General features: G+C 67.6%; 18 protein-coding genes. 5 read left to right on the top strand and 13 right to left on the bottom strand.

Translation table 11 applies throughout. The annotated features are described in order from the left end of the window. Positions 1-38: 38 nt before the first annotated feature. From dnaB to rpsF, 5 genes are all read right to left on the bottom strand, one after another. Positions 39-3,263, bottom strand: coding sequence for a replicative DNA helicase (dnaB, locus tag A8G18_RS00745; protein ID WP_084421320.1), 3,225 nt, complete (start codon positions 3,261-3,263; stop codon positions 39-41). A 468-nt stretch (positions 3,264-3,731) separates the two neighbouring features. Continuing rightward, on the bottom strand, positions 3,732-4,187 hold the full coding sequence (gene rplI / locus A8G18_RS00740) for a 50S ribosomal protein L9 (RefSeq protein WP_026002765.1): 456 nt from the start codon (positions 4,185-4,187) through the stop codon (positions 3,732-3,734). A gap of 17 nt (positions 4,188-4,204) precedes the next feature. Further along, positions 4,205-4,447, bottom strand: a complete 243-nt coding sequence (gene rpsR, locus A8G18_RS00735) for a 30S ribosomal protein S18 (protein WP_006550800.1) — start codon at positions 4,445-4,447, stop codon at positions 4,205-4,207. A gap of 41 nt (positions 4,448-4,488) precedes the next feature. Then, positions 4,489-5,007: a single-stranded DNA-binding protein gene (locus A8G18_RS00730; RefSeq protein ID WP_064062336.1), complete on the bottom strand. Its 519-nt coding sequence runs from the start codon at positions 5,005-5,007 to the stop codon at positions 4,489-4,491. A 64-nt stretch (positions 5,008-5,071) separates the two neighbouring features. Next, positions 5,072-5,359, bottom strand: a complete 288-nt coding sequence (gene rpsF, locus A8G18_RS00725; RefSeq protein WP_016931707.1) for a 30S ribosomal protein S6 — start codon at positions 5,357-5,359, stop codon at positions 5,072-5,074. A gap of 154 nt (positions 5,360-5,513) precedes the next feature. Here rpsF and A8G18_RS00720 point away from each other — a divergent pair, with 154 nt between their 5' ends. Genes A8G18_RS00720 through A8G18_RS00710 form a run of 3 tightly spaced genes read left to right on the top strand, consistent with a single transcriptional unit; the run spans position 5,514 to position 7,848 of the window. Then, the gene (locus tag A8G18_RS00720) at positions 5,514-6,857 is read left to right on the top strand and encodes a glycosyltransferase 87 family protein (protein WP_064062335.1); all 1,344 of its coding nucleotides are present in this window, start codon (positions 5,514-5,516) and stop codon (positions 6,855-6,857) included. Then, positions 6,854-7,441: a GNAT family N-acetyltransferase gene (locus tag A8G18_RS00715; RefSeq protein ID WP_064062334.1), complete on the top strand. Its 588-nt coding sequence runs from the start codon at positions 6,854-6,856 to the stop codon at positions 7,439-7,441. The genes A8G18_RS00720 and A8G18_RS00715 overlap by 4 nt, the downstream gene beginning before the upstream one ends. Positions 7,442-7,467: 26 nt before the next feature. Next, positions 7,468-7,848, top strand: a complete 381-nt coding sequence (locus A8G18_RS00710; protein WP_084421316.1) for a DUF2752 domain-containing protein — start codon at positions 7,468-7,470, stop codon at positions 7,846-7,848. 280 nt (positions 7,849-8,128) lie between these two features. Here A8G18_RS00710 and A8G18_RS00705 read toward each other — a convergent pair whose 3' ends face one another. The 5 genes from A8G18_RS00705 to A8G18_RS00690 form a co-directional block, all read right to left on the bottom strand. After that, positions 8,129-8,611 (bottom strand): hypothetical protein, encoded by a 483-nt coding sequence (locus A8G18_RS00705; protein ID WP_064062332.1) that lies wholly within the window; start codon positions 8,609-8,611, stop codon positions 8,129-8,131. Between the two features lie 28 nt (positions 8,612-8,639). After that, positions 8,640-10,232, bottom strand: coding sequence for a glycosyltransferase family 87 protein (locus A8G18_RS00700; protein ID WP_064062331.1), 1,593 nt, complete (start codon positions 10,230-10,232; stop codon positions 8,640-8,642). Positions 10,233-10,241: 9 nt separating this feature from the next. Beyond that, positions 10,242-12,887, bottom strand: a complete 2,646-nt coding sequence (locus tag A8G18_RS00695) for a transglycosylase domain-containing protein (RefSeq protein WP_167352064.1) — start codon at positions 12,885-12,887, stop codon at positions 10,242-10,244. 418 nt (positions 12,888-13,305) lie between these two features. Then, positions 13,306-13,482, bottom strand: coding sequence for a hypothetical protein (locus A8G18_RS22695; RefSeq protein ID WP_157100841.1), 177 nt, complete (start codon positions 13,480-13,482; stop codon positions 13,306-13,308). 15 nt (positions 13,483-13,497) lie between these two features. Further along, on the bottom strand, positions 13,498-13,920 hold the full coding sequence (locus A8G18_RS00690; protein ID WP_051017502.1) for a DUF5318 domain-containing protein: 423 nt from the start codon (positions 13,918-13,920) through the stop codon (positions 13,498-13,500). Between the two features lie 211 nt (positions 13,921-14,131). Between A8G18_RS00690 and A8G18_RS00685 the strand changes: the two genes are divergently transcribed. Next, positions 14,132-14,689 carry a PadR family transcriptional regulator gene (locus tag A8G18_RS00685; protein ID WP_016932952.1) on the top strand — a complete coding sequence of 186 codons (558 nt, stop codon included), beginning with the start codon at positions 14,132-14,134 and terminating at the stop codon, positions 14,687-14,689. Beyond that, on the top strand, positions 14,682-15,782 hold the full coding sequence (locus A8G18_RS00680; RefSeq protein ID WP_064062329.1) for an inositol-3-phosphate synthase: 1,101 nt from the start codon (positions 14,682-14,684) through the stop codon (positions 15,780-15,782). Before A8G18_RS00685 ends, A8G18_RS00680 begins: the two co-directional genes overlap by 8 nt. A gap of 88 nt (positions 15,783-15,870) precedes the next feature. Here A8G18_RS00680 and A8G18_RS00675 read toward each other — a convergent pair whose 3' ends face one another. From A8G18_RS00675 to A8G18_RS00665, 3 genes are read right to left on the bottom strand one after another with little or no spacing between them, the layout of a single operon-like run. Beyond that, positions 15,871-16,629, bottom strand: a complete 759-nt coding sequence (locus A8G18_RS00675; protein ID WP_064062328.1) for an SDR family oxidoreductase — start codon at positions 16,627-16,629, stop codon at positions 15,871-15,873. Further along, positions 16,626-17,699 (bottom strand): phosphotransferase family protein, encoded by a 1,074-nt coding sequence (locus A8G18_RS00670; RefSeq protein ID WP_064062514.1) that lies wholly within the window; start codon positions 17,697-17,699, stop codon positions 16,626-16,628. Before A8G18_RS00670 ends, A8G18_RS00675 begins: the two co-directional genes overlap by 4 nt. Before the next feature lie 17 nt (positions 17,700-17,716). After that, a complete protein-coding gene (locus A8G18_RS00665) occupies positions 17,717-18,949 on the bottom strand; it encodes an acyl-CoA dehydrogenase family protein (protein ID WP_064062327.1) in 1,233 nt (410 codons plus the stop codon). Positions 18,950-18,992: the final 43 nt, after the last annotated feature.

Below are 18,992 nucleotides of genomic sequence, written 5' to 3'. Positions count from 1 at the left end.
GGCTGTCGCCTCCCCACAGGCCGAAGCGACGACTCGGATCAGCCTCGCGCCATGTCCACGAACCGCGACAGGTGCAGCTGGTGGGCAACAGTGATGGTCGCGGTCGGGCCGTTACGGTGCTTGCCGACGATGAGGTCGGCCTCGCCACCACGCGGGTCGTCGCGCTCGAATGCATCAGGGCGGTGCAGCAGGATGACCATGTCGGCGTCCTGCTCGAGGCTGTTGTGCACCGCGATGCCGTCGGCGACGAAATTGTGTGTGCCGGGCACCGTTCCGTCGTAGACGTCCTGTTCGCCGAGGCTCGTGATCGAGACGATCTCGTCCCAGAACACGTTGTTGGTGGCAACCATGTCGATGTCGGCCGTGTCGAGGACGTCGGCGACCCGGGCAAGTCGCGAGCGTGCGCCCGTGACGGTGCGCGGGGTGGCGGATGCGACCGGCCCGATCGGGGCGAGCTGCTCGACCGCGAGCAGTTCGCCGAGCTCGGCTTCGATCTCGGGCGTGACGGTGTCGGGGCTGTGCTTGACGAGCTTCGGTCCGAGCTGCGCCAGGACCCACTGCGCCGCGGTTCCGTGCTTACCCACGTCGTGGAGGAAGACCGCCTGGTTCTCCGCCCCGGTGACCGTGAGGTCCCAGCCGTCGCCGGTATCGGTGATCCGCGCGAACACGCCGATGCGCAGGAGCAGGCGCGCGAGGTCGTCGGCGAGGCGGCGATCCGCCGACCGGTAGCGGACGACGGCGCGGGCAGTGCCTGCGTCCCAGGAGACCTCACCGCCGTCTTCCCAGATGTGGCAGACCAGCTCGGCGACCTGCTCCTTGGGGAGCGAGAACGCGCGGGTGGGGACCGGTCGGCCGGCCACGGCGGTATCTGCGAGAGCGGCCACCTCGTCGTCGGACGCGGGCATGACGTCGAGCGGTGCGGGCACCGCGCGCGGCACTGCGACACGCTCACCGGCGATCAACTCGCCCAGCGGCATCCAGCCGTCGATGGTGAGGAAGGGATGGTTCGCCGTGGCGTCGACACGGCGCCCCGAGGCCAGCTCCAATCGGAAGACTTCCTTACGTCCGCTGGGGAAGACCTTCACCATCGGCCGGACGACCATCCGCATGCGTTCGTCGAGCGACCACACGAGGGGCTCCTCGCCCGACTCGAGCAGTTCGCCGAGCGTGACCTCGGCACCGGTGTCGGCGCGCATGATGCGCGTGGACGCCGGCAGGCAACCCGACTCACGAAGGTCGGAGACCTGCGGCCGCTTGTCGGTGCGCTGCTCCGGGCCACGGTTGAGCTGACACACCGCGACGACCGGAACCTCGAGCTCCTTCGCCAGAAGCTTGAGGCTACGCGAGAATTCGGAGACCTCCTGCTGACGCGACTCGACCTTCTTACCGGACGACATGAGCTGCAGGTAGTCGATGACGATGAGACGAATGTCGTGTTTCTGCTTGAGCCGCCGCGCTTTCGCGCGAATCTCCATCATCGTGAGGTTCGGTGAGTCGTCGATGAACAGCGGCGCCTCGCTGATCTCGCTCATGCGGCGGGCGAGGCGCGTCCAGTCGTCGTCGGTCATGCGCCCGGATCGCATGTCGCCGAGCTTGATCTTCGCCTCCGCGGACAGCAGACGCATGACGATCTCGGTCTTGCCCATCTCGAGGGAGAAGATGACCGACGCCATGCCGTGCTTGATGGAGCACGACCGCATGAAGTCCATGCTGAGCGTGGAGTTGTGCGTGGGCACCATCGCGCGACCCGCGAGGTACATGTGGTCGCCGTCGACCTCGACGCACCGCACCGGGACCGACGGAACCGGACGGACGGCGACGACGCGGCGTCCACGCGGCGCCTCGGCACGGCATTCCTTGTGCCGCACGGCCTTACTGGGCAACACGAAGACGTCGTCGTCGGCGGTGAAGGAGATCTCGACGCCGTCGAGAGCGGGTGCGTAACCGAGACCTGCGAGAAGTTCGGCGACGCCCTGCGCCAACTGCTCGGACGAGCCGACGAACCGGATGGTGCCGTCGTCGTCGACTTCTCCACCGGCGTCGAGCAGGCCCGCGAGGAGTTCGCGGCGTTGCTGTTCGGATGCTCGCTGGTACTCGGCGGGGATATGGGCACCGAGGGCGACGAGGGCGCTGGTGAAGCCGCCCTCGCCTTCGACCCGCATGTGCAGTTCGGGATCGGCCGACGGACCGCCGAGCCACGCGCCGAGTGTGAAGGGGGAGACCGGCAGTTCGACGGCGGGAAGCGCCAGGGGAGCGGCATTGGCGATATCGTGCGGTGCCTCGGCGGTGGCGAGGAGTTCACCGGTGGTGCGGATCGCACCGTCGCCGGTGCGCCACTGGTGCTGCTCGTCGGCGACGATCACAGTGCCGTCGGAGAACACGACGTCGAAGCACGGACGGCCGTGCATCACCTCGGTGGCGGCGAGGACGCGCGTAGGTCGGCCGTCGGCGCCGAGGAGTTCGTCGCCCACGCCGACCTCGCCCATGGTGGTCCAGCCGGTGGGGGTGGGCAGGGGGGTGTCGAGCGCGAGGGCCTTGCCCACACCGGGGCGGGCGGCGACGATGATCATCTGGCCGGCGTGCAGCCCGTTGGTGAGCTCGTCGAGTTCGGCGAAGCCGGTGGGCACACCGAGGGAGATGCCACCGCGACTGGCGATGGAGTCGATCTCGTCCATCGTGGGCTGCAGAAGTTCTTCGAGCGGCACGAAGTCTTCGGTGGTGCGTCGTTCGGCGACCTCGAAGACCTCGGCCTGCGCGCGGTCGACGACCTCGGCGACATCCTGGCCTTCGGCACCGGCGTAGCCGTACTGGACGATGCGGGTGCCGGCCTCCACGAGCCGTCGCAGGACGGCCTTCTCGGCGACGATCTCGGCGTAGTAGCCGGCGTTGGCCGCGGTGGGCACGGTCTGGGTGAGCGTGACGAGGTAGGCGGCTCCGCCGAGACGCTTGAGCTCGCCGCGCCGGTCGAGTTCGGCCGACACGGTGACCGGGTCGGCGGGTTCGCCACGGCTGTAGAGATCGAGGATCGCGTCGTACACGGCCTGGTGAGCGGGCCGGTAGAAGTCGCCGGGCCTCAGTACCTCGAGAACGTCGGCGATGGCGTCCTTGCTCAGCAGCATGCCGCCGAGCACGGACTGCTCGGCCACGAGATCCTGAGGGGGCTGGCGGCCGAAGTCTCCACTCGGTTCCTCGGGAGGTCCCGAATATTCGGGATTACCACGATCGTCAACGACGGCCACTGCAGTGCCTGCCTTCCTCCACATGTCCCCACTCGGTGCGCTGCGCACCGGCGGATACCTGCACGCACTCCCGGTGTCGGTACCCGGGGTTCGTGTCCGGTTCTACTCGCCCCTACCGACATCCTGTGTGTGGAGTCGTGCGCCCGACGTTAGGGATCTGGATGATCGTCCACAACTCGGGTTGTGCACACACTTGGGGATGAATTGTGGAAAGGGGAGGACAGGGTTGTGCACCGGATGTGCACAACCTGGGGACAACACATCTCACATCTCACATCTCCGCAGGTAGAAAGCAAAAAATGGCTTCTCACACCTGTGGAGGAAAAGAATTTCGGCGTGTCGCAGGGCCGGGCGTGTTCACCCTTTCGTTCCCCGAACGACATTCCGAGGAGTCACAACGGTGTGGTTTACCCCCCGGTTTATCCACAGGCTGTGCACAGACGACGAGGAGCCCCACGCCAAGCAGGCGCGGGGCTCCTCGGGAGGCCGGAATCAGGCAGCCACGACGTTCAGTGTGAACTTCGCGGTGACGTCCGGGTGCAGCTTCACGACGATCTGGTGCTTACCGGTCGCCTTGATGTGAGCCTTGGGCAGCTCGACGATGCGCTTGTCGACAACCGGGCCACCGGCAGCCTTGAGAGCACCGGCGACATCGGCAGCGGTGACCGAGCCGAACAGCTTGCCCGAGTCGCTCGAGGTCTTGACGCTCAGCGAGACGTCCTCGAGGCCCTCGATGGCGGTCTTGAGCTCCTGGGCGTGCTCGAGGCCACGCACGGCGCGAGCCTCCTGAGCACGGCGGATGCCCTCGACCTGCTTCTGGGCACCACGGGTGGCAACGATCGCCAGGCCGCGGGGCAGCAGGTAGTTGCGGCCGTAGCCGTCCTTGACCTCAACGGTGTCGCCAGGCGCACCGAGGTTGTCCACGTCAGCAGTAAGGATGAGCTTCATCGTGTCCCTCCCTTTCCTCAGCGAGTCGTCGAGACGTAAGGGAGCAGAGCCACCTCACGAGAGTTCTTCACAGCAACAGCGACGTCGCGCTGGTGCTGCACGCAGTTGCCGGTGACGCGGCGAGCGCGGATCTTGCCGCGATCGCTGACGTACTTGCGCAGCAGCGTCGTGTCCTTGTAATCGATCTGCACGTTCTTTTCCTTGCAGAAGGTGCAGACCTTCTTCTTCAAAACCTTCTCGCGCGCGGGCGACTTAGGCATGGTCGTTCTCCGTAATTTTGGATGTTCCGATCGAGGTCGGATCAGAACGGAGGCTCGTCGTCCCCGGAACCGCCGAAGGAGCCCGACTGCGGGGCATCGCCCCACGGGTCGTCTCCGCCGACGTTCGCGTTCTGAGCGGGACGGCCACCGCCCGATCCACCGGAGGAACCACCGAAGCCTCCGCCACCGCCGCCGCGACCGGCCTTGGTGACCTTGGCCGTGGCGTAACGGAGCGAGGGGCCGATCTCGTCGACCTCGAGCTCCACGACAGTGCGCTTCTCGCCTTCACGCGTCTCGTAGCTGCGCTGCTTGAGCCGGCCCTGCACGATCACACGCGAGCCGCGAGTCAAGCTCTCGGCCACGTTCTCCGCTGCCTCACGCCAGATGTTGCAGCGCAGGAACAGAGCCTCGCCGTCCTTCCATTCGTTGGACTGACGGTCGAACACGCGGGGCGTGGATGCGACGGTGAAATTCGCAACCGCAGCACCCGCGGGGGTGAAACGCAGTTCGGGGTCGGCGGTCAGATTGCCGACCACGGTGATGACGGTATCGCCTGCCATGTGGTTCCTCCTGCAGTGTGGGGAGTCCTGATGCGCCAGAGCCTACGGCCCGGCGCCGACAGGCTCACTTGCCGTGGCGCAGAACCTTGGTGCGGAGCACCGACTCGTTCAGGCCGAGCTGGCGATCCAGCTCTGCAACGGCAGCAGGCGTCGCGCTGATGTCGACCACCGCGTAGATGCCTTCGCTGTTCTTGGCGATCTCGTAGGCGAGACGGCGCTTACCCCACACGTCGACCTTGTCGACCTTGCCGCCTTCCTGGCGAATGACGTTGAGGAACGTCTCCAGCGAGGGAGCGACGGTGCGCTCGTCCAGGCTGGGGTCCAGGATGATCATCAATTCGTAATGACGCATAAGACCTCATCACCTCCTATGGACTGTGAACGGTCACGGACGTTCCGTGACAGGAGGGTCGTTGCGTCAGCAACCCATGAAGGGTACACGACAGCCCGGCGACCAGCGAAATCGCCGGCCTTCGCAGGCAGAGGATTTGTCCTAGGGTGAGGACATGCGCACGAGTTCCGGGACCGTCTCACTCGTCGCCGTCCTGACGTGCGCGGTGATGACGTGGTTCGGCTACCTGAACAAGGCCCGGTGCGCCGGCCCCACCTTCGACGCCGAGGGCCGCACGCTGCGGTTCGAGGACATCAAGGACGCGAACGTCTGCTATTCCGACATCCAGCAGTTGTGGATCGGCCGCGGTATCAACACGCACGTGTTCCCCTTCGTCGACGGAGGGATCACCTCCTCGGGAGCACTGACCGGAGGCACCGTCGAATACCCCGTGCTCAGCGGGGTGCTCATGTGGGTAGGGGCGATCGGTGCCCACACCGACGCGGAGTTCCTCCTCCAGTCGGCTCTCCTGCTCGCGCCCTTCGGTCTGCTCACCGCATGGTTGCTCGCCCGGATGGCCGGGTGGGCCGCACTGTTGTGGTCGCTCACGCCGCCGCTCGTGCTCTACGCCTTCCTCAACTGGGACCTGCCGGTCGTGGCGGTCACCGTCGCCGCCGTCGCGGTGCTGACGCTCGAACGCTGGTCGCTGCGGACTCGCGGGGTGGTCGCGGCGGTGCTGCTGGGAGTCGGATTCTGTCTCAAGCTCTATCCGGGCATCTTCGTGCTGCCGCTCGTCGCCTACGTCTTCACCGGCGGGCCGGATTCCGATCGGAAGCGGGACGTCCCCGGCGCCCTCGCCGTCGCGGGCACGGCGGCGGCCACGGTCGCCGCGATCAACCTGCCCTTCGCACTCCTCGGCTACGAGGGCTGGCGCGCGTCGTTCGCCTTCCAGCAGAACCGGGAAGCCGACGGGACCAGCAACTCCATCTGGTACTGGGGGCTGCGGCCGTTGATGGGCGGCTACCAGGGATACGAGAACACCCCCGCATACAACGACCTGGTGGCCCAGCTGTCGCCGACGCTGATCGCGCTGTCGTTCGCGCTCGCGCTGTGGCTCGGATGGCGCCGGTACCTGCGCGACGGCATCTATCCCTGGCTCGGCACCGGTGCCGCGATGCTGTGCGGTTTCGTGCTCTTCCACAAGGTGCACTCACCGCAGTACACCCTGTGGCTGCTGCCGCTGCTGATCCTGTTGCGTGTGCCGTGGGGTCTCGTCGCCGCGTATCTTCTCGCCGACCTCGCCATCGGCATCGGCATCTTCCGGTGGTTCGCCGCCACCGCCGGCGAAACGGACATGGCCCTGCCGCTCACGCTCGTCCACATCGGGGTGTGGGGACGTGCGGTCCTACTGGTCGTGCTGTTCTTCGTCTTCCTGCGCGTCTCGCCCAGAACTCCGTGGCAGCAGACGGAACGAACCGGTTACGCTCGCCCTCCGACGACGACCGGGGGAGGGCGATGAACGACAACTGGACGGAACATCCCGTCCTCGAGGGTCCTCGTATCCGACTCGAGCCCGTCACCGACTCGCACGCCGAGGGGCTGCTGAAGGCCGCCGACGATCCGGACACGATCTTCCGGTGGTCGTCCACCGAGATCCGCGACCTCGACAGCGCACACGCCTTCGCCCGCGACGCCGTGGCCGATCCCGGGCGCCTCCCCTACGCGATCGTCGACCGGACGACCGGCGAGGTGCTGGGGTCGACGTCGTACTACCTGCTCGAGCCCACCTACCGCACGCTGGTGATCGGTTACACCTGGCTGTCGACGCGCGTGCAACGGACCCACGTCAACAGCGAATCGAAACTGCTTCTGCTGCACCGCGCGTTCGACGAGCTGGGATCCGTGCGTGTGACCTGGCACGCCGACGAGCACAACACCCGTTCGCGCGACGCCCTGCGCCGACTCGGCGCCACCGAGGAAGGCCTGCTCCGCAAGCACCGCAGACGCCGCGACGGCAGTTGGCGGAGCACCGCGTTGTTCTCCCTCACCGACGACGAGTGGCCGGAGGTACGCGCCCGGCTCGAGGAACGCCTGAGGCGATGAGGACGAGGCGCGCGCTCGCAGCCCCCATGGCGGTCGCCGCGGGTGCGATCGCGGTGTGCGCAGCGGTGGCGTGGGCCGACCCGACCACGCCCGGCGGGATCATTCCGCCCTGCCCCACCTATTCGCTGTTCGGAATCCTGTGTCCCGGTTGCGGTTCCTCCCGGATGATGTATTCGCTCGTCCATCTCGACGTGCCGGCCGCGCTGCACTACAACGCCCTCGCCCTGGTCGCGCTGGGCGTGCTGGTCGTGGTCTTCGGAGCATGGACGTGGAGCAGGAGGCGGGGCACACCGATGCCGCGGTGGACGCGGTACCGGTGGGCCCCGCACATCGTGCTGGTCCTCACCGCGGTGTGGTTCGTCGTGCGCAACATTCCGGTCGCGCCGTTCACCGCCCTACGGATCTGACCGTCGGAGGACCGGGCAGTCGACCGTGTGCTCCCGATCCGTCCCGGGTCACCGGTCACGCGGACGAGAACCGAGTTCGCGCTCCCTGCCGGCACGTTCACCACCGCCGATCCGGTGCCTTCGTCGATGCTGTCACCGATACGGCCCGTGTCGTAGATCGGGGAGCCGCCGTAGAACACCTGGATTCGGTCGGGAACGTCGTAGGTCTTCCGTTCCGGCAGGAACGAGGTCGGATATCAGCGACGAACTTCACGAAGATGCGCTGTTCGTCCACCCGGCTTCAGGCTGCGCGCAGTGAGCTCAGGGCCGCGTGTTGCTCGAGACCGACCCGTCCCGGCGCGACGGCGAGAGCCACCGCGGTCTGCCGCGCATCGAGACCGACGATGGTGCGCAGGATGAGGATCTCCTGCTGGAGACGAGTCAGGGGGATCGCCTCCGAGCTCACGAACTCGGAATCGGCAGTGTCGGAGACCACCGTGTACGCCAGCCGCAGGAAAGGCCGGTCGGCCCCGGACGGCGCGGCGAGTTCGGCGAGGATCGCGCGGCAGGCGGCCGGAGCGAGCCGGTCGGCCTCGGCAAAGGTGCCTCCGGCGGCTTTCGCGCGTGCCCGGAAGTAGGCGGTCACGAGCGGATGCAGGTCGCGCAGAAGTCGCGGGATCGCGGTGGCGTCGCCGGCCGCGACCGTCCACGCCAGCTCGCACGTCGTGAACTGCGATGCGGTGACATCCGTCCCCGCGCCGAATCTCCATCTGCCGCTCGTCATTCGCCCCCCTCGTGGCTCGATTCCGAGCCTAGGGCGAGGACGTCGCCTCCGGCAGCCATCGTTCGGATGATTCTTCTCTTGTGACCCGATGGTGAGCGGGCCGCAATCTGTGGGGCAGCCACCGGGGCGGACGATCGGGTGCCTGATCGAGTACCCCACCGACGGGATCGTCGACGAAGCCGTATCGCACAGGATCCCTCACCGGACGCCGGATCTGCCACAGCACCACCGCACACAACGCCACCACGGCGACATCGCGCAGGAAGACCGTGCCGGTGAACCACTGCTCCGGCAGCCCCTTCCGATCAGGGCCCAGGTAGTAGTACATGCGCGGAACCCACACCAGCGCATCGATCGTCATCCAGGCGAGCAGCGCGCGGCGGTGGGGTACCGCCAGCACGGCGAGCGGCACGAGCCACAACGAGTACTGCGGACTCCACACCTTGTTGGTGAGCAGGAAGGCCGCGACGAGAAGGAAACACAACTGCGCCAGGCGGGGACGCCGCGGCGCGGTGAGCCCGATCCAGCCGATCACAATGCAGGCCGCCGCGAACAGCACGAGCGACACCCCGTTGAAGGTCGACGCCGACCAGCTCGGCCACCCCAGGAAAGAACGCAGCACGTTGTAGATCGAATCGGGATCCGCTCCGCGATCGGAGTTGAGGCGGAAGAACTCCGCCCATCCGCGCGGGTACAACACCATGATCGGCAGATTCACGGCCAGCCATGCGGCGGCAGCAGCTCCTGCGGTGCGGGCGAACGACCGCAGGTGGCCGGTACGCAGACACAGCACCAGCAGTGGACCGAGCAACAGCACCGGATACAACTTCGTCGCCGCACCGAGACCGAGCAGGACACCGGCGAGAACCGGTCGGCGTCTGGCCCACGCCAGCAGGCCACCGGCAGCGAACGCCGTGGCCAGGGCATCGAAATTCGTGAACGCGTGCACCACGACCAGCGGGGACGCCGCGACGAGGGCAGCGTCCCAGATCCTCCGGCCCGCCGACATCGCAGTGGCCCACACCGTGACGAGCCAGGCGAGCGCGAGCCCGACCGCGACGACCGAGAAGTAGATCGCGACCTGCAGAGCGTGGGGAAGCCACGGTGTGGCATCCCACGCCTTCGCGATGCGCATCGAACCGTACTGGTACAGACCCGCGAGCACCGGATACTCCATGTACCGGGTCTGCATCTGCCCGTCGGGACCGGGTTCCTCCCACGACGTCCGGTACGGGAAGGCGCCCTCCGCAAGGCGTTCGGCGCCGTAGAGCGGAACGATGTCGGAATAACACATCGCCACGTACTGCCGGTCGCCGCTCCAGTCCAGACCGAGCGCGCCGTCGGATCCGACGGGTCCCTGCTGTACACAGGCCGCCTTCGTGAACCATCCGAAGGCGAGGAAGACGACCGCGAGCAACAACATCGCCCGCAGGGGAGTGAAGAAGCGGGTGCGACCCAGCACGGCATGCCGCCCGACCGGACCACCGATGACCGCGGTCAGCCGCGTCACCGTCGGATCGGTGCGCCCGGGGGTGTCGCGCCAGTCCAGGGAACGACGATCCTCGGCCGGTGGTGCAGCGGACACCACCGGCCGGACGTCGGATCGCCGGTCGTCGCTCACGCGGCGAGGCTACCCGGCCGGAGCGTATTCGAACGCGCCCTGGGGACTACCGCCCTGCGCGCCCGGAATCGCGGGGCTCTCGAGTCCCGGGATGCGGTTCTGCGGAGGCGATCCACCGCCGTCCGACTCGTCTCCCGTGCCACCACCGGTTCCGCCGCCGGTGTCCTCGCTCTCCTCCTGCTGACCGCCGGTACCGGGACGGGTGGGCACACTCTGGGTGGTCGTCTGCGGAGCGACACCCGGAACCGGGATCGTGACACCGGGGAAGATCTCCACGTTCTGAGTGGTGATCTCGGGAACCTCCGGCAGGCTCGGCACCACACGCGAGGTGGTGGTCTCCTGACGGGTGGCCGGGGCGGTGGTCGTCGCGGTCCAGGCCGGTACCCCGGAGACACCGGCGATCGCTGCCGGCTTCGGGAACGACTCGACCTCGGTGCCCTCGAGAGCGCCGTCCATCGTGTCCTTCCAGATGTCCGACGGGATGCCCGAGCCGTAGATCATGCCGCCCCAGCTGTTCTCCAGCGGCAGTCCCTCCTCCGTGCCGACCCACACCGCGGTCGACAGGGACGGCGTGTAGCCGACCATCCACGCGTCCTTGTTGGAGCCGGTGTCACCGAGCTGGGCGGTGCCGGTCTTCGCCGCGGACGGACGGCCTCCGGCCAGGGCGTGACCGTTCGAATACGCGGCGATCGGGGTCATCGCGGAGGTGGTGTTGTCGGCCACCGCCGCGTCGACGACCTGCTCGCCGGTGGGAGTGCCGCGGTCGAGGAGGACCTCACCGTCGGACGTCACGACCTTCTGCACGAAATAGGGCTCGTGATGACGGCCGGACGCCGCGAGCGTGGCATAGGCCGACGCCATGTCGAGCACGCGTGACTGGTACTGACCCAGGACGATGCCGTAGTTGGGGCCGGCACCGTCCGGCTCGGTGAGGGTCTCGCCGATGCCCGGCAGCTCCTTCGCGACGCCCAGCTTGTGCGCCATGTCGGCGATGGCCTGCGGGCCGTTGTCCATCGCGAGCATCATCCGGTAGAAACTCGTGTTCAACGACCGCTTCAGGGCTTCGGCGATGGTGCACTGCCCGCACGACTCGCCCTCCACGTTGCCGATCTCGATGCCGTTGACCGTCAGCGGACCGCTGTCGTAGGTCTGCGACAGCGGCACACCCTGATCGAGGTTGGCCGCCAGACCGAATACCTTGAACGACGAACCCGTCTGCAGACCCGACTGCGCGAAGTCGTAACCGACACCGCTCTCACCGCCGTAATAGGCGCGGATCGCCCCGGAGCGGGGATCGACGGACACCACCGCGGTGCGCAATTCCTCGGGCTCCCCCTCGAGATTGGTCTGCGCCGCCTCGACCGCCGACTGCTGTGCCTGCGCGTCGATCGTCGTGGTGATCTGCAGTCCGGCCGTGTTGAGGAGATTCTCGTCGATACCCTCACGCGCCAGCTCGGCGAGCACCTGGTTCTTGATCAGCCCCTCGGGACCGGACGACTGGTCGCCGTTGTCGAGTTCCGCGATCGGCATGTATGCCGGGTACCGCATTCCCGACCGCTCGGCCGCATCGAGCGTGCCGGCGGAGACCATACCGTCGAGCACGTAGTTCCACCGTGCTTCCGCACCCTCGGGGTTCTGCTCGGGATCGAGCAGCGACGGCAGCTGGATCGACGAGGCGAGCACGGCACCTTCCTCGACGGTGAGTTCACCGACGGGCTTGCCGAAGTACGCGTTCGACGCCGCTGCGATGCCGTAGGCACCGCGGCCGAAGTAGATGGTGTTGAGATAGGCCGCGAGGATGTCGTCCTTGGCCCACTGGTTCGCCATCTTCGTCGACAGCACCAGCTCCTTGAGCTTGCGGGTCAACGTCCGCTCGGAACCGACGACCGCGACCTTCACGTACTGCTGGGTGATGGTCGAGCCACCACCGGCGCTGTCGCGACCGAGCACGTTGTCGCGGGCAGCGCGCGCGAAACCGGTGATCGAGAAGCCGGGATTGCTGTAGAAATCGCGGTCCTCGGCGGCCAGTACGGCATTGCGGACGTGCACGGGAATCGCATCGAGTTCGACCTCGGTGCGGTTGCCCTCCGGCGGGATCACCTTCGTGATGACGCCCTCACCGTCGGAATTGAAGATGGTCGCGGCCTGGTTCGTCTGAAGCTCACCCGGACGCGGCACGTCCTGGACGACGTACGCCAGCATGAACATGAGGATCGGGACGAGGATGCCCGCGGCGACCACGCCGTAACCGACCCGGCGGATCGTGCGCCAGTGGTTGCTCCTGCCGTCGCCCTTTCCGCCACCGGCCCCGCCGCCGGAACCGCCACCGGGCGGAACGGTGGGAGGACCACCCGCAGGCGGGCCCCCGGCGACGCGGGTCGTGGGCGCCTCACCCGCACGATCGGCACCGCCGACGGGTGTCGACGCGGCAACCCGCTGGGTCGGGGCGTCCGCTCCGGGACGCTGTGCCTGGGCGTCCGCTCCGGGACGCTGTGCCGGGGCGTCCGCTCCGGAACGCTGTGCCGGGGCGTCCGCTCCGGGACGCATCGCAACGGTCGGATCGGCCTGCGGCGAGCGCTGGACGGGGGGCAACGTGCCGGGACGCGGCATCGGCTGGTCGGGATTACGCGGCGGGTTCGCACCCGGGGCGGGCATCGGTCCGCGCGGCGGGTAAGGCTGCCCCGGCCGGCCCTGCTGGGGACCCGGTCCCTGCGGTCCCTGACCTTGTCCGGGACCTTGGGGACGCGGCCCCTGACCGGGAGCTTGCGGCGGGTACGGCGGGCGTGCGCCGGGACGCGGCGGCGGGCCGGCGGGACCGCTCGGCTGTCCTTGACCCCCCGGGCGACCCGGCTGCCCCGGTGCTCCCGGTTGCCCCGGTGCTCCCGGTTGACCCTGCGGTCGGGGCTGCGGAGGCAACGGGCGACCCTGCACCGGGCCCGGAGCAGGGCGCTGCTGTCCCTGACCGGCAGGAGGACCGGGGCGTTGCGGCCCGGGCTGCGGTCCGGCAGGACCACCGCGCCGGGGCGGAACGACCTTGTTGTCCTCGGGTTCGTTGTCGGGGGAACTCACGTACTCATCTCCAACTGTTCTCGCGACGCATCACGCCGCGGCCTCGACACTGCTCCACGGACAGCCGATCGACGACGCCGGTGGACGGCAGCCGTTCGACGATGTGCGCAGCGGACGACGCGACGATCAGGTCGTGCGGGTCGGACCCAGGAGCGAACTCCAGAGGAAAGCGTACGGGCACGTCGCCGGCGCCCCTTCACTCGCTGGCGGTACGACGGCTCGATCCCGTCGACCGGCGACGCGGGCTCTTGGGGGCAGGTTGCGAACCCAGGACGTACGACTGCACCAGGTGGTTCCAGCTACAGGTACGGCACACCTCGACCAGATGGACCGAGAATTCCTCCTGGCTGGCGGCCAGACGCACCAGCTCCTCGGGAGTGCGCGCCGACCCGGACACCGGACCGAGCTTGTCGCCGAAGACCCACGAGACGAGGGTCAACTGCTCCTTACGGCAGATGGGGCACACCACATCGCTGCCCCGTCCGTGGAATTTCGCCGCCCGCAGCAGATAGGGGCTCGCGTCGCAGACCTCGCTGACTCCGCGCCGCCCCGAGTAGACCTCCGCGAGCAGCGAGCGCCGCTGCAACGCGTAGTCCACCACCTGCCGCTGAATTCGCACGGCTTCCAGAGTACGTGCGGGCGATGGGGCGATGGGCGTGGAGTCGCCCACTCGATACGAACCCGTGTGGTCCCGGTCGACTCCGGAGAGGGATGTCCGTCCGGAACGTCGTGTGACATCCGGCCCGTGCGGCGTATCGTCGTATATATCGGCACGATATAGTTCTGCGTCGTATCAATCGGTTGGTTCGAACGGAAACAGGAGGTGACCCGTGCTGGAATTGGCGATACTCGGGCTCCTCCTCGAGTCGCCCATGCACGGCTACGAGCTGCGCAAGCGTCTGACCGGGCTCCTCGGGGCCTTCCGTGCCTTCTCCTACGGGTCGCTCTATCCGACCCTGCGGAGGATGCAGGCGGACGGCCTCATCGAAGAGGATTCGGGAACTCCCGGTCCCGTGAAGCGACGTGCCCGCCGCGTCTACCAGCTCACCCCGAAGGGGCGAGAACGCTTCACCGAGCTGGTCGCCGACACGGGACCGCAGAACTACACCGATGACGGATTCGGCGTGCACCTCGCCTTCTTCGGTCGCACCCCCGCCGAAGCGCGGATGCGAATTCTCGAAGGCAGGCGCCGCCAGGTCGAGGAGCGCAGAGAAGCGCTCCGCGATGCGATCGGACGGGCCAGCGGCACTCTCGATCGTTACACCCGTCAGCTCCATCAGCTCGGCCTCGAGTCGAGCGAGCGCGAAGTGCGCTGGCTCAACGAACTCATCGCCGCCGAGCAGTCGTCAGCAGCACGCAACAAAGAAGGAGAACCCGACCATGGGTGAGAACAGCACCGCGGTGCGCGTGGCCATTGTGGGCGTGGGGAACTGTGCCTCCTCCCTGGTCCAGGGCGTCGAGTACTACAAGGATGCGGACGCCGAGACCACCGTCCCCGGTCTGATGCACGTCGAATTCGGTCGCTACCACGTGCGCGACGTCAAGTTCGTCGCCGCGTTCGATGTGGACGCCAAGAAGGTCGGCTTCGACCTGTCCGAGGCGATCCTCGCGAGCGAGAACAACACCATCAAGATCGCCGACGTGCCGCCGCTCGGCGTGCCCGTCCAGCGCGGCCACACGCTCGACGGTATCGGCAAGTACTACTCCGAGACCATCGAGCTCTCCGACGCCGAGCCCGTCGACGTGGTCAAGGCACTGAAGGACGCCGAGGTCGACGTTCTCGTCTCCTACCTCCCCGTGGGTTCCGAAGAGGCCGACAAGTTCTACGCGCAGTGCGCCATCGATGCCGGTGTCGCCTTCGTCAACGCCCTCCCCGTGTTCATCGCCTCCGATCCCAAGTGGGCGCAGAAGTTCACCGACGCCGGTGTCCCGATCGTCGGCGACGACATCAAGTCGCAGGTCGGCGCCACCATCACCCACCGCGTGATGGCGAAGCTCTTCGAGGACCGCGGTGTCGTGCTCGACCGCACGTACCAGCTCAACGTCGGCGGCAACATGGACTTCAAGAACATGCTCGAGCGTGAGCGTCTCGAGTCCAAGAAGGTCTCCAAGACCCAGGCCGTCACCTCGAACCTCAACGGCCCGCTGGCCGGCAAGGTCCACGACCGCGACGTGCACATCGGTCCCTCCGACTACGTGCAGTGGCTCGACGACCGCAAGTGGGCGTACGTCCGCCTCGAGGGTCGCGCCTTCGGCGATGCCCCGCTCAACCTCGAGTACAAGCTCGAGGTGTGGGACTCCCCGAACTCCGCCGGCATCATCATCGACGCCATCCGCGCGGCGAAGATCGCCAAGGACCGCGGCATCGGTGGCCCGATCCTCCCGGCTTCGGCCTACCTGATGAAGTCCCCGCCGGTCCAGATGGCCGACGACACGGCACGCGCCGAGCTCGAGGCGTTCATCATCGGAGCCGACGCGTAGAGCCGCTCTCCGGAGCGATTTCCGACGAAGGCCGCATCCTTTCGGGATGCGGCCTTCGTCGTTGTCGCTCTGCGGGTTCCGACCCCGTCTACGCCATCTTCCGGATCACCGACAGCGGCAGCACCTTCATGGCGTAACCGAGCGGAATCCACGGCCATCCCGGCACATACGCCTTGGCGGGCTCCTTTTCGATCGCAGCAGCCAGTGCGCGACAACCTGTTTCGGTGTCGACGATGAACGGGACCTTCTTCACCTTCTCGTTGATCTCCGACCGGATGTATCCGGGGAAGATCGTGCTCACCGAGATATCGGTGTCGGCGAGGTCGGCACGCATCCCCTCACCGAGAGAGGCGACGGCGGCCTTGGACGCGGCATAGGTCGTCAGGTTGCGCGGCATGCCGCGGAGCGCACTCATCGACGAGATCAGCACGACGTGGCCGCGCCCGCGGGGGCGCATGAGTTCGAGCGCCGCTTCACTCTGCGCGAGCGCACCGAGGAAGTTGGTGTTCGCAGTCTGGGCATTGGCACGGAAGTAACCGGTGCCCAGGGGCTGCCCCTTGCCGAGACCGGCATTGACGATCACCCGGTCGAGACCGCCGAGCTCGTCGTCGAACTCGCGGAAGACGGTGAACACGTCGTCGTGCCGGTTCACGTCGAGGGCGCGCACGCTCACGGTGATGCCCGGGTGCGCGGCGAGCAGTTCGTCCCGCAACTCCTCGAGTCGTTCGACGCGACGGGCGGCGAGCGCGAGATTCCTTCCACGCGCCGCGAACTCACGCGCCATACCGGCACCGAGCCCGGAACTCGCACCGGTGATGAGGATGTTCCGTCGCTGCGGGCGGCTCATCGGTTCTCCTTCTCGTATCGATCGATCAATGCACTGCAACGGGATTCGAGGTAGCCGACCACGATCCAGAAGTCCTCGAAGGCCGAATTGGTGGTGTGGCCGTGGTGGTAGCGGTAGTAGATCTGCTGGGCGATCACGGCGAGGCGGAACAGTCCGAACACCTCGTAGAATCCCCAGCCGTCCACCGGTAATCCGGTTCGCTCGGAATAATATTCGACGATCTCCTGCCGGGTGAGCATGCCGGGCAGGTCGGACGGTTGCCGCTTCGTGAGCAGCAGCATGTCGTCGTCGTCCGCCTGCACCCAGTAGGCGAGCGACGATCCGAGATCCATCAGGGGGTCGCCGATGGTGGCCAGTTCCCAGTCGAGCACCGCGACCGGCTTCAGCGGGTCGTTCTCGTCGAGAACGATGTTGTCGAGGCGGAAGTCGCCGTGGATCACGGTCTGTGCGACGTCCTCGGGTTGCCGCGCCGCCAACCACGTGGTGACACGGGCGAAGTCGGGAACGTTGTCGGTGCGGGCCTTGGTGTAGCGCGACGTCCAGCCCGCGACCTGCCGTGCGACGTAGCCGGAACCGCGACCCAGTTCGGACAGTCCTGCGGACTCCGGATCGATGCCGTGCAGTTCGACGAGCAGGTCGACGATGCGCAGGCACAATGTGCGGGTGTCCGCCTCGGTGAGGTCGAGGTCGGTGGGCGGATTCGTCCGCAGGATGGTGCCGGGAACCCGGTCCATGACGTAGAAGTCGCTGCCGAGCACACCGCGATCGGTGCACAGGCCGACCATGGTGGGAACGTACGGGTAGACCGGTGCGAGCATCGACTGGATGCGGTACTCGCGTGCCATGTCGTGCCCCGACGACGGCTTCGCCCCCGCCGGCGGGCGACGCAGCACGAGATCGCGGTCCGGATACCGCAGCAGATAGGTGAGATTGGATGCGCCGCCGGAGAACTGGCGAACCTCCGGGACCCCTCGGATACCGGCGTTCTCGTCGAGCCAGGCGGCGACCGCGTCGACGTCGAAGGCGTCCTCGTCGCGAACGGTGCGGGCGTTGTCGGGAAGTGCGGTCATCGTCGGAATCTCCCGTCTCACGCGTACTTGCCGAGTTCGAACCGGGCGACGAGCCCCTGGTGCACCTCGTCGGGCCCGTCCGCCAGCCGCAGTGCGCGTGCCGCCGTCCATGCACCGGCGAGGGGGAAGTCGTCGGAGAGCCCACCGCCGCCGTGGATCTGGATGGCGAAGTCGGCGATCTGCTGGGTCACGCGCGGTGCGACCACCTTGATCTCGGAGACCGCCGAGCGTGCCCCGGCGAGTCCCTGTGTGTCGAGCAGCCATGCCGCGTGCAGGACGAGCAGACGCAGCTGGTTGATCGCGATGCGCGCGTCGGCGATCCGTTCCCGGTTGCCGCCGAGATCGATGATCGGCTTGCCGAAGGCGGTGCGTTCGAGACCGCGACGGCACGCGAGCTCGAGAGTGCGTTCGGCGAGCCCGACGAGGCGCATGCAGTGGTGGATGCGTCCCGGTCCGAGGCGTCCCTGCGCGATCTCGAATCCCCTTCCGGGGCCCGCGATGACGGCGTCGAGCGGCAGGCGCACGTCGGTGAAGGACACCTCGCCGTGGCCGCTGGGCTCGTCGAAGAAGCCCATCGTCGGGAGCATGCGCTCGACCTCGACGCCCGGCGTGTCGATGGGCACGAGCACCATCGAATGTCTTTGGTACTTGTGGGCTTCCGGATCGGTCAGGCCCATGAAGATGAGCACCTTGCAGTCGGGGTGGCCGATGCCGGTGCTCCACCATTTGCGGCCGTCGAGGACGATCTCGTCGCCGTCGACCACGGCGGTCGCGGCCATGTTGGTGGCGTCCGACGAGGCGACCTCGGGTTCGGTCATGCAGAAAGCCGAGCGGATCTCGCCGTCGAGCAGGGGCCGCAGCCACTGCTCCTTCTGCGCGGCGCTGCCGTAGTGATAGAGCACCTCCATGTTGCCGGTGTCGGGCGCGTCGCAGTTGAACACCGCGGAGACGAACGGCGAGCGGCCCATCTCCTCGGCGAGCGGGGCGTAGTCGACGTTCGACAATCCGGCACCGAGTTCGGCGTCGGGAAGGAAGAGGTTCCACAGGCCCTCGGCGCGGGCCTTGCGCTGCAGCTCGCGGAATTCGGGGGAGACGGCCCACCTCTCGGCGGCGTCGATGTCGCGTCGTCCTTCACCCGCCGTGCGTCGCGCGGCCCGCAGTTGCTGCTCGACAGGCGTGACCTCGCCTGCGATGAACGCCCGCAGACGTTCGAGATAGTCGCGACTGCGCTCGGACTGTGCGAAATCCATCGGGTGCCTTCCGTCGAGTCGACCGGGAACTGCCCGGCCGGGC

This window comes from Rhodococcus gordoniae (assembly GCF_001646655.1).
Classification (GTDB): Bacteria; Actinomycetota; Actinomycetes; order Mycobacteriales; family Mycobacteriaceae; genus Rhodococcus; species Rhodococcus gordoniae.
This window is presented reverse-complemented; position numbering and strand designations above follow the sequence as displayed.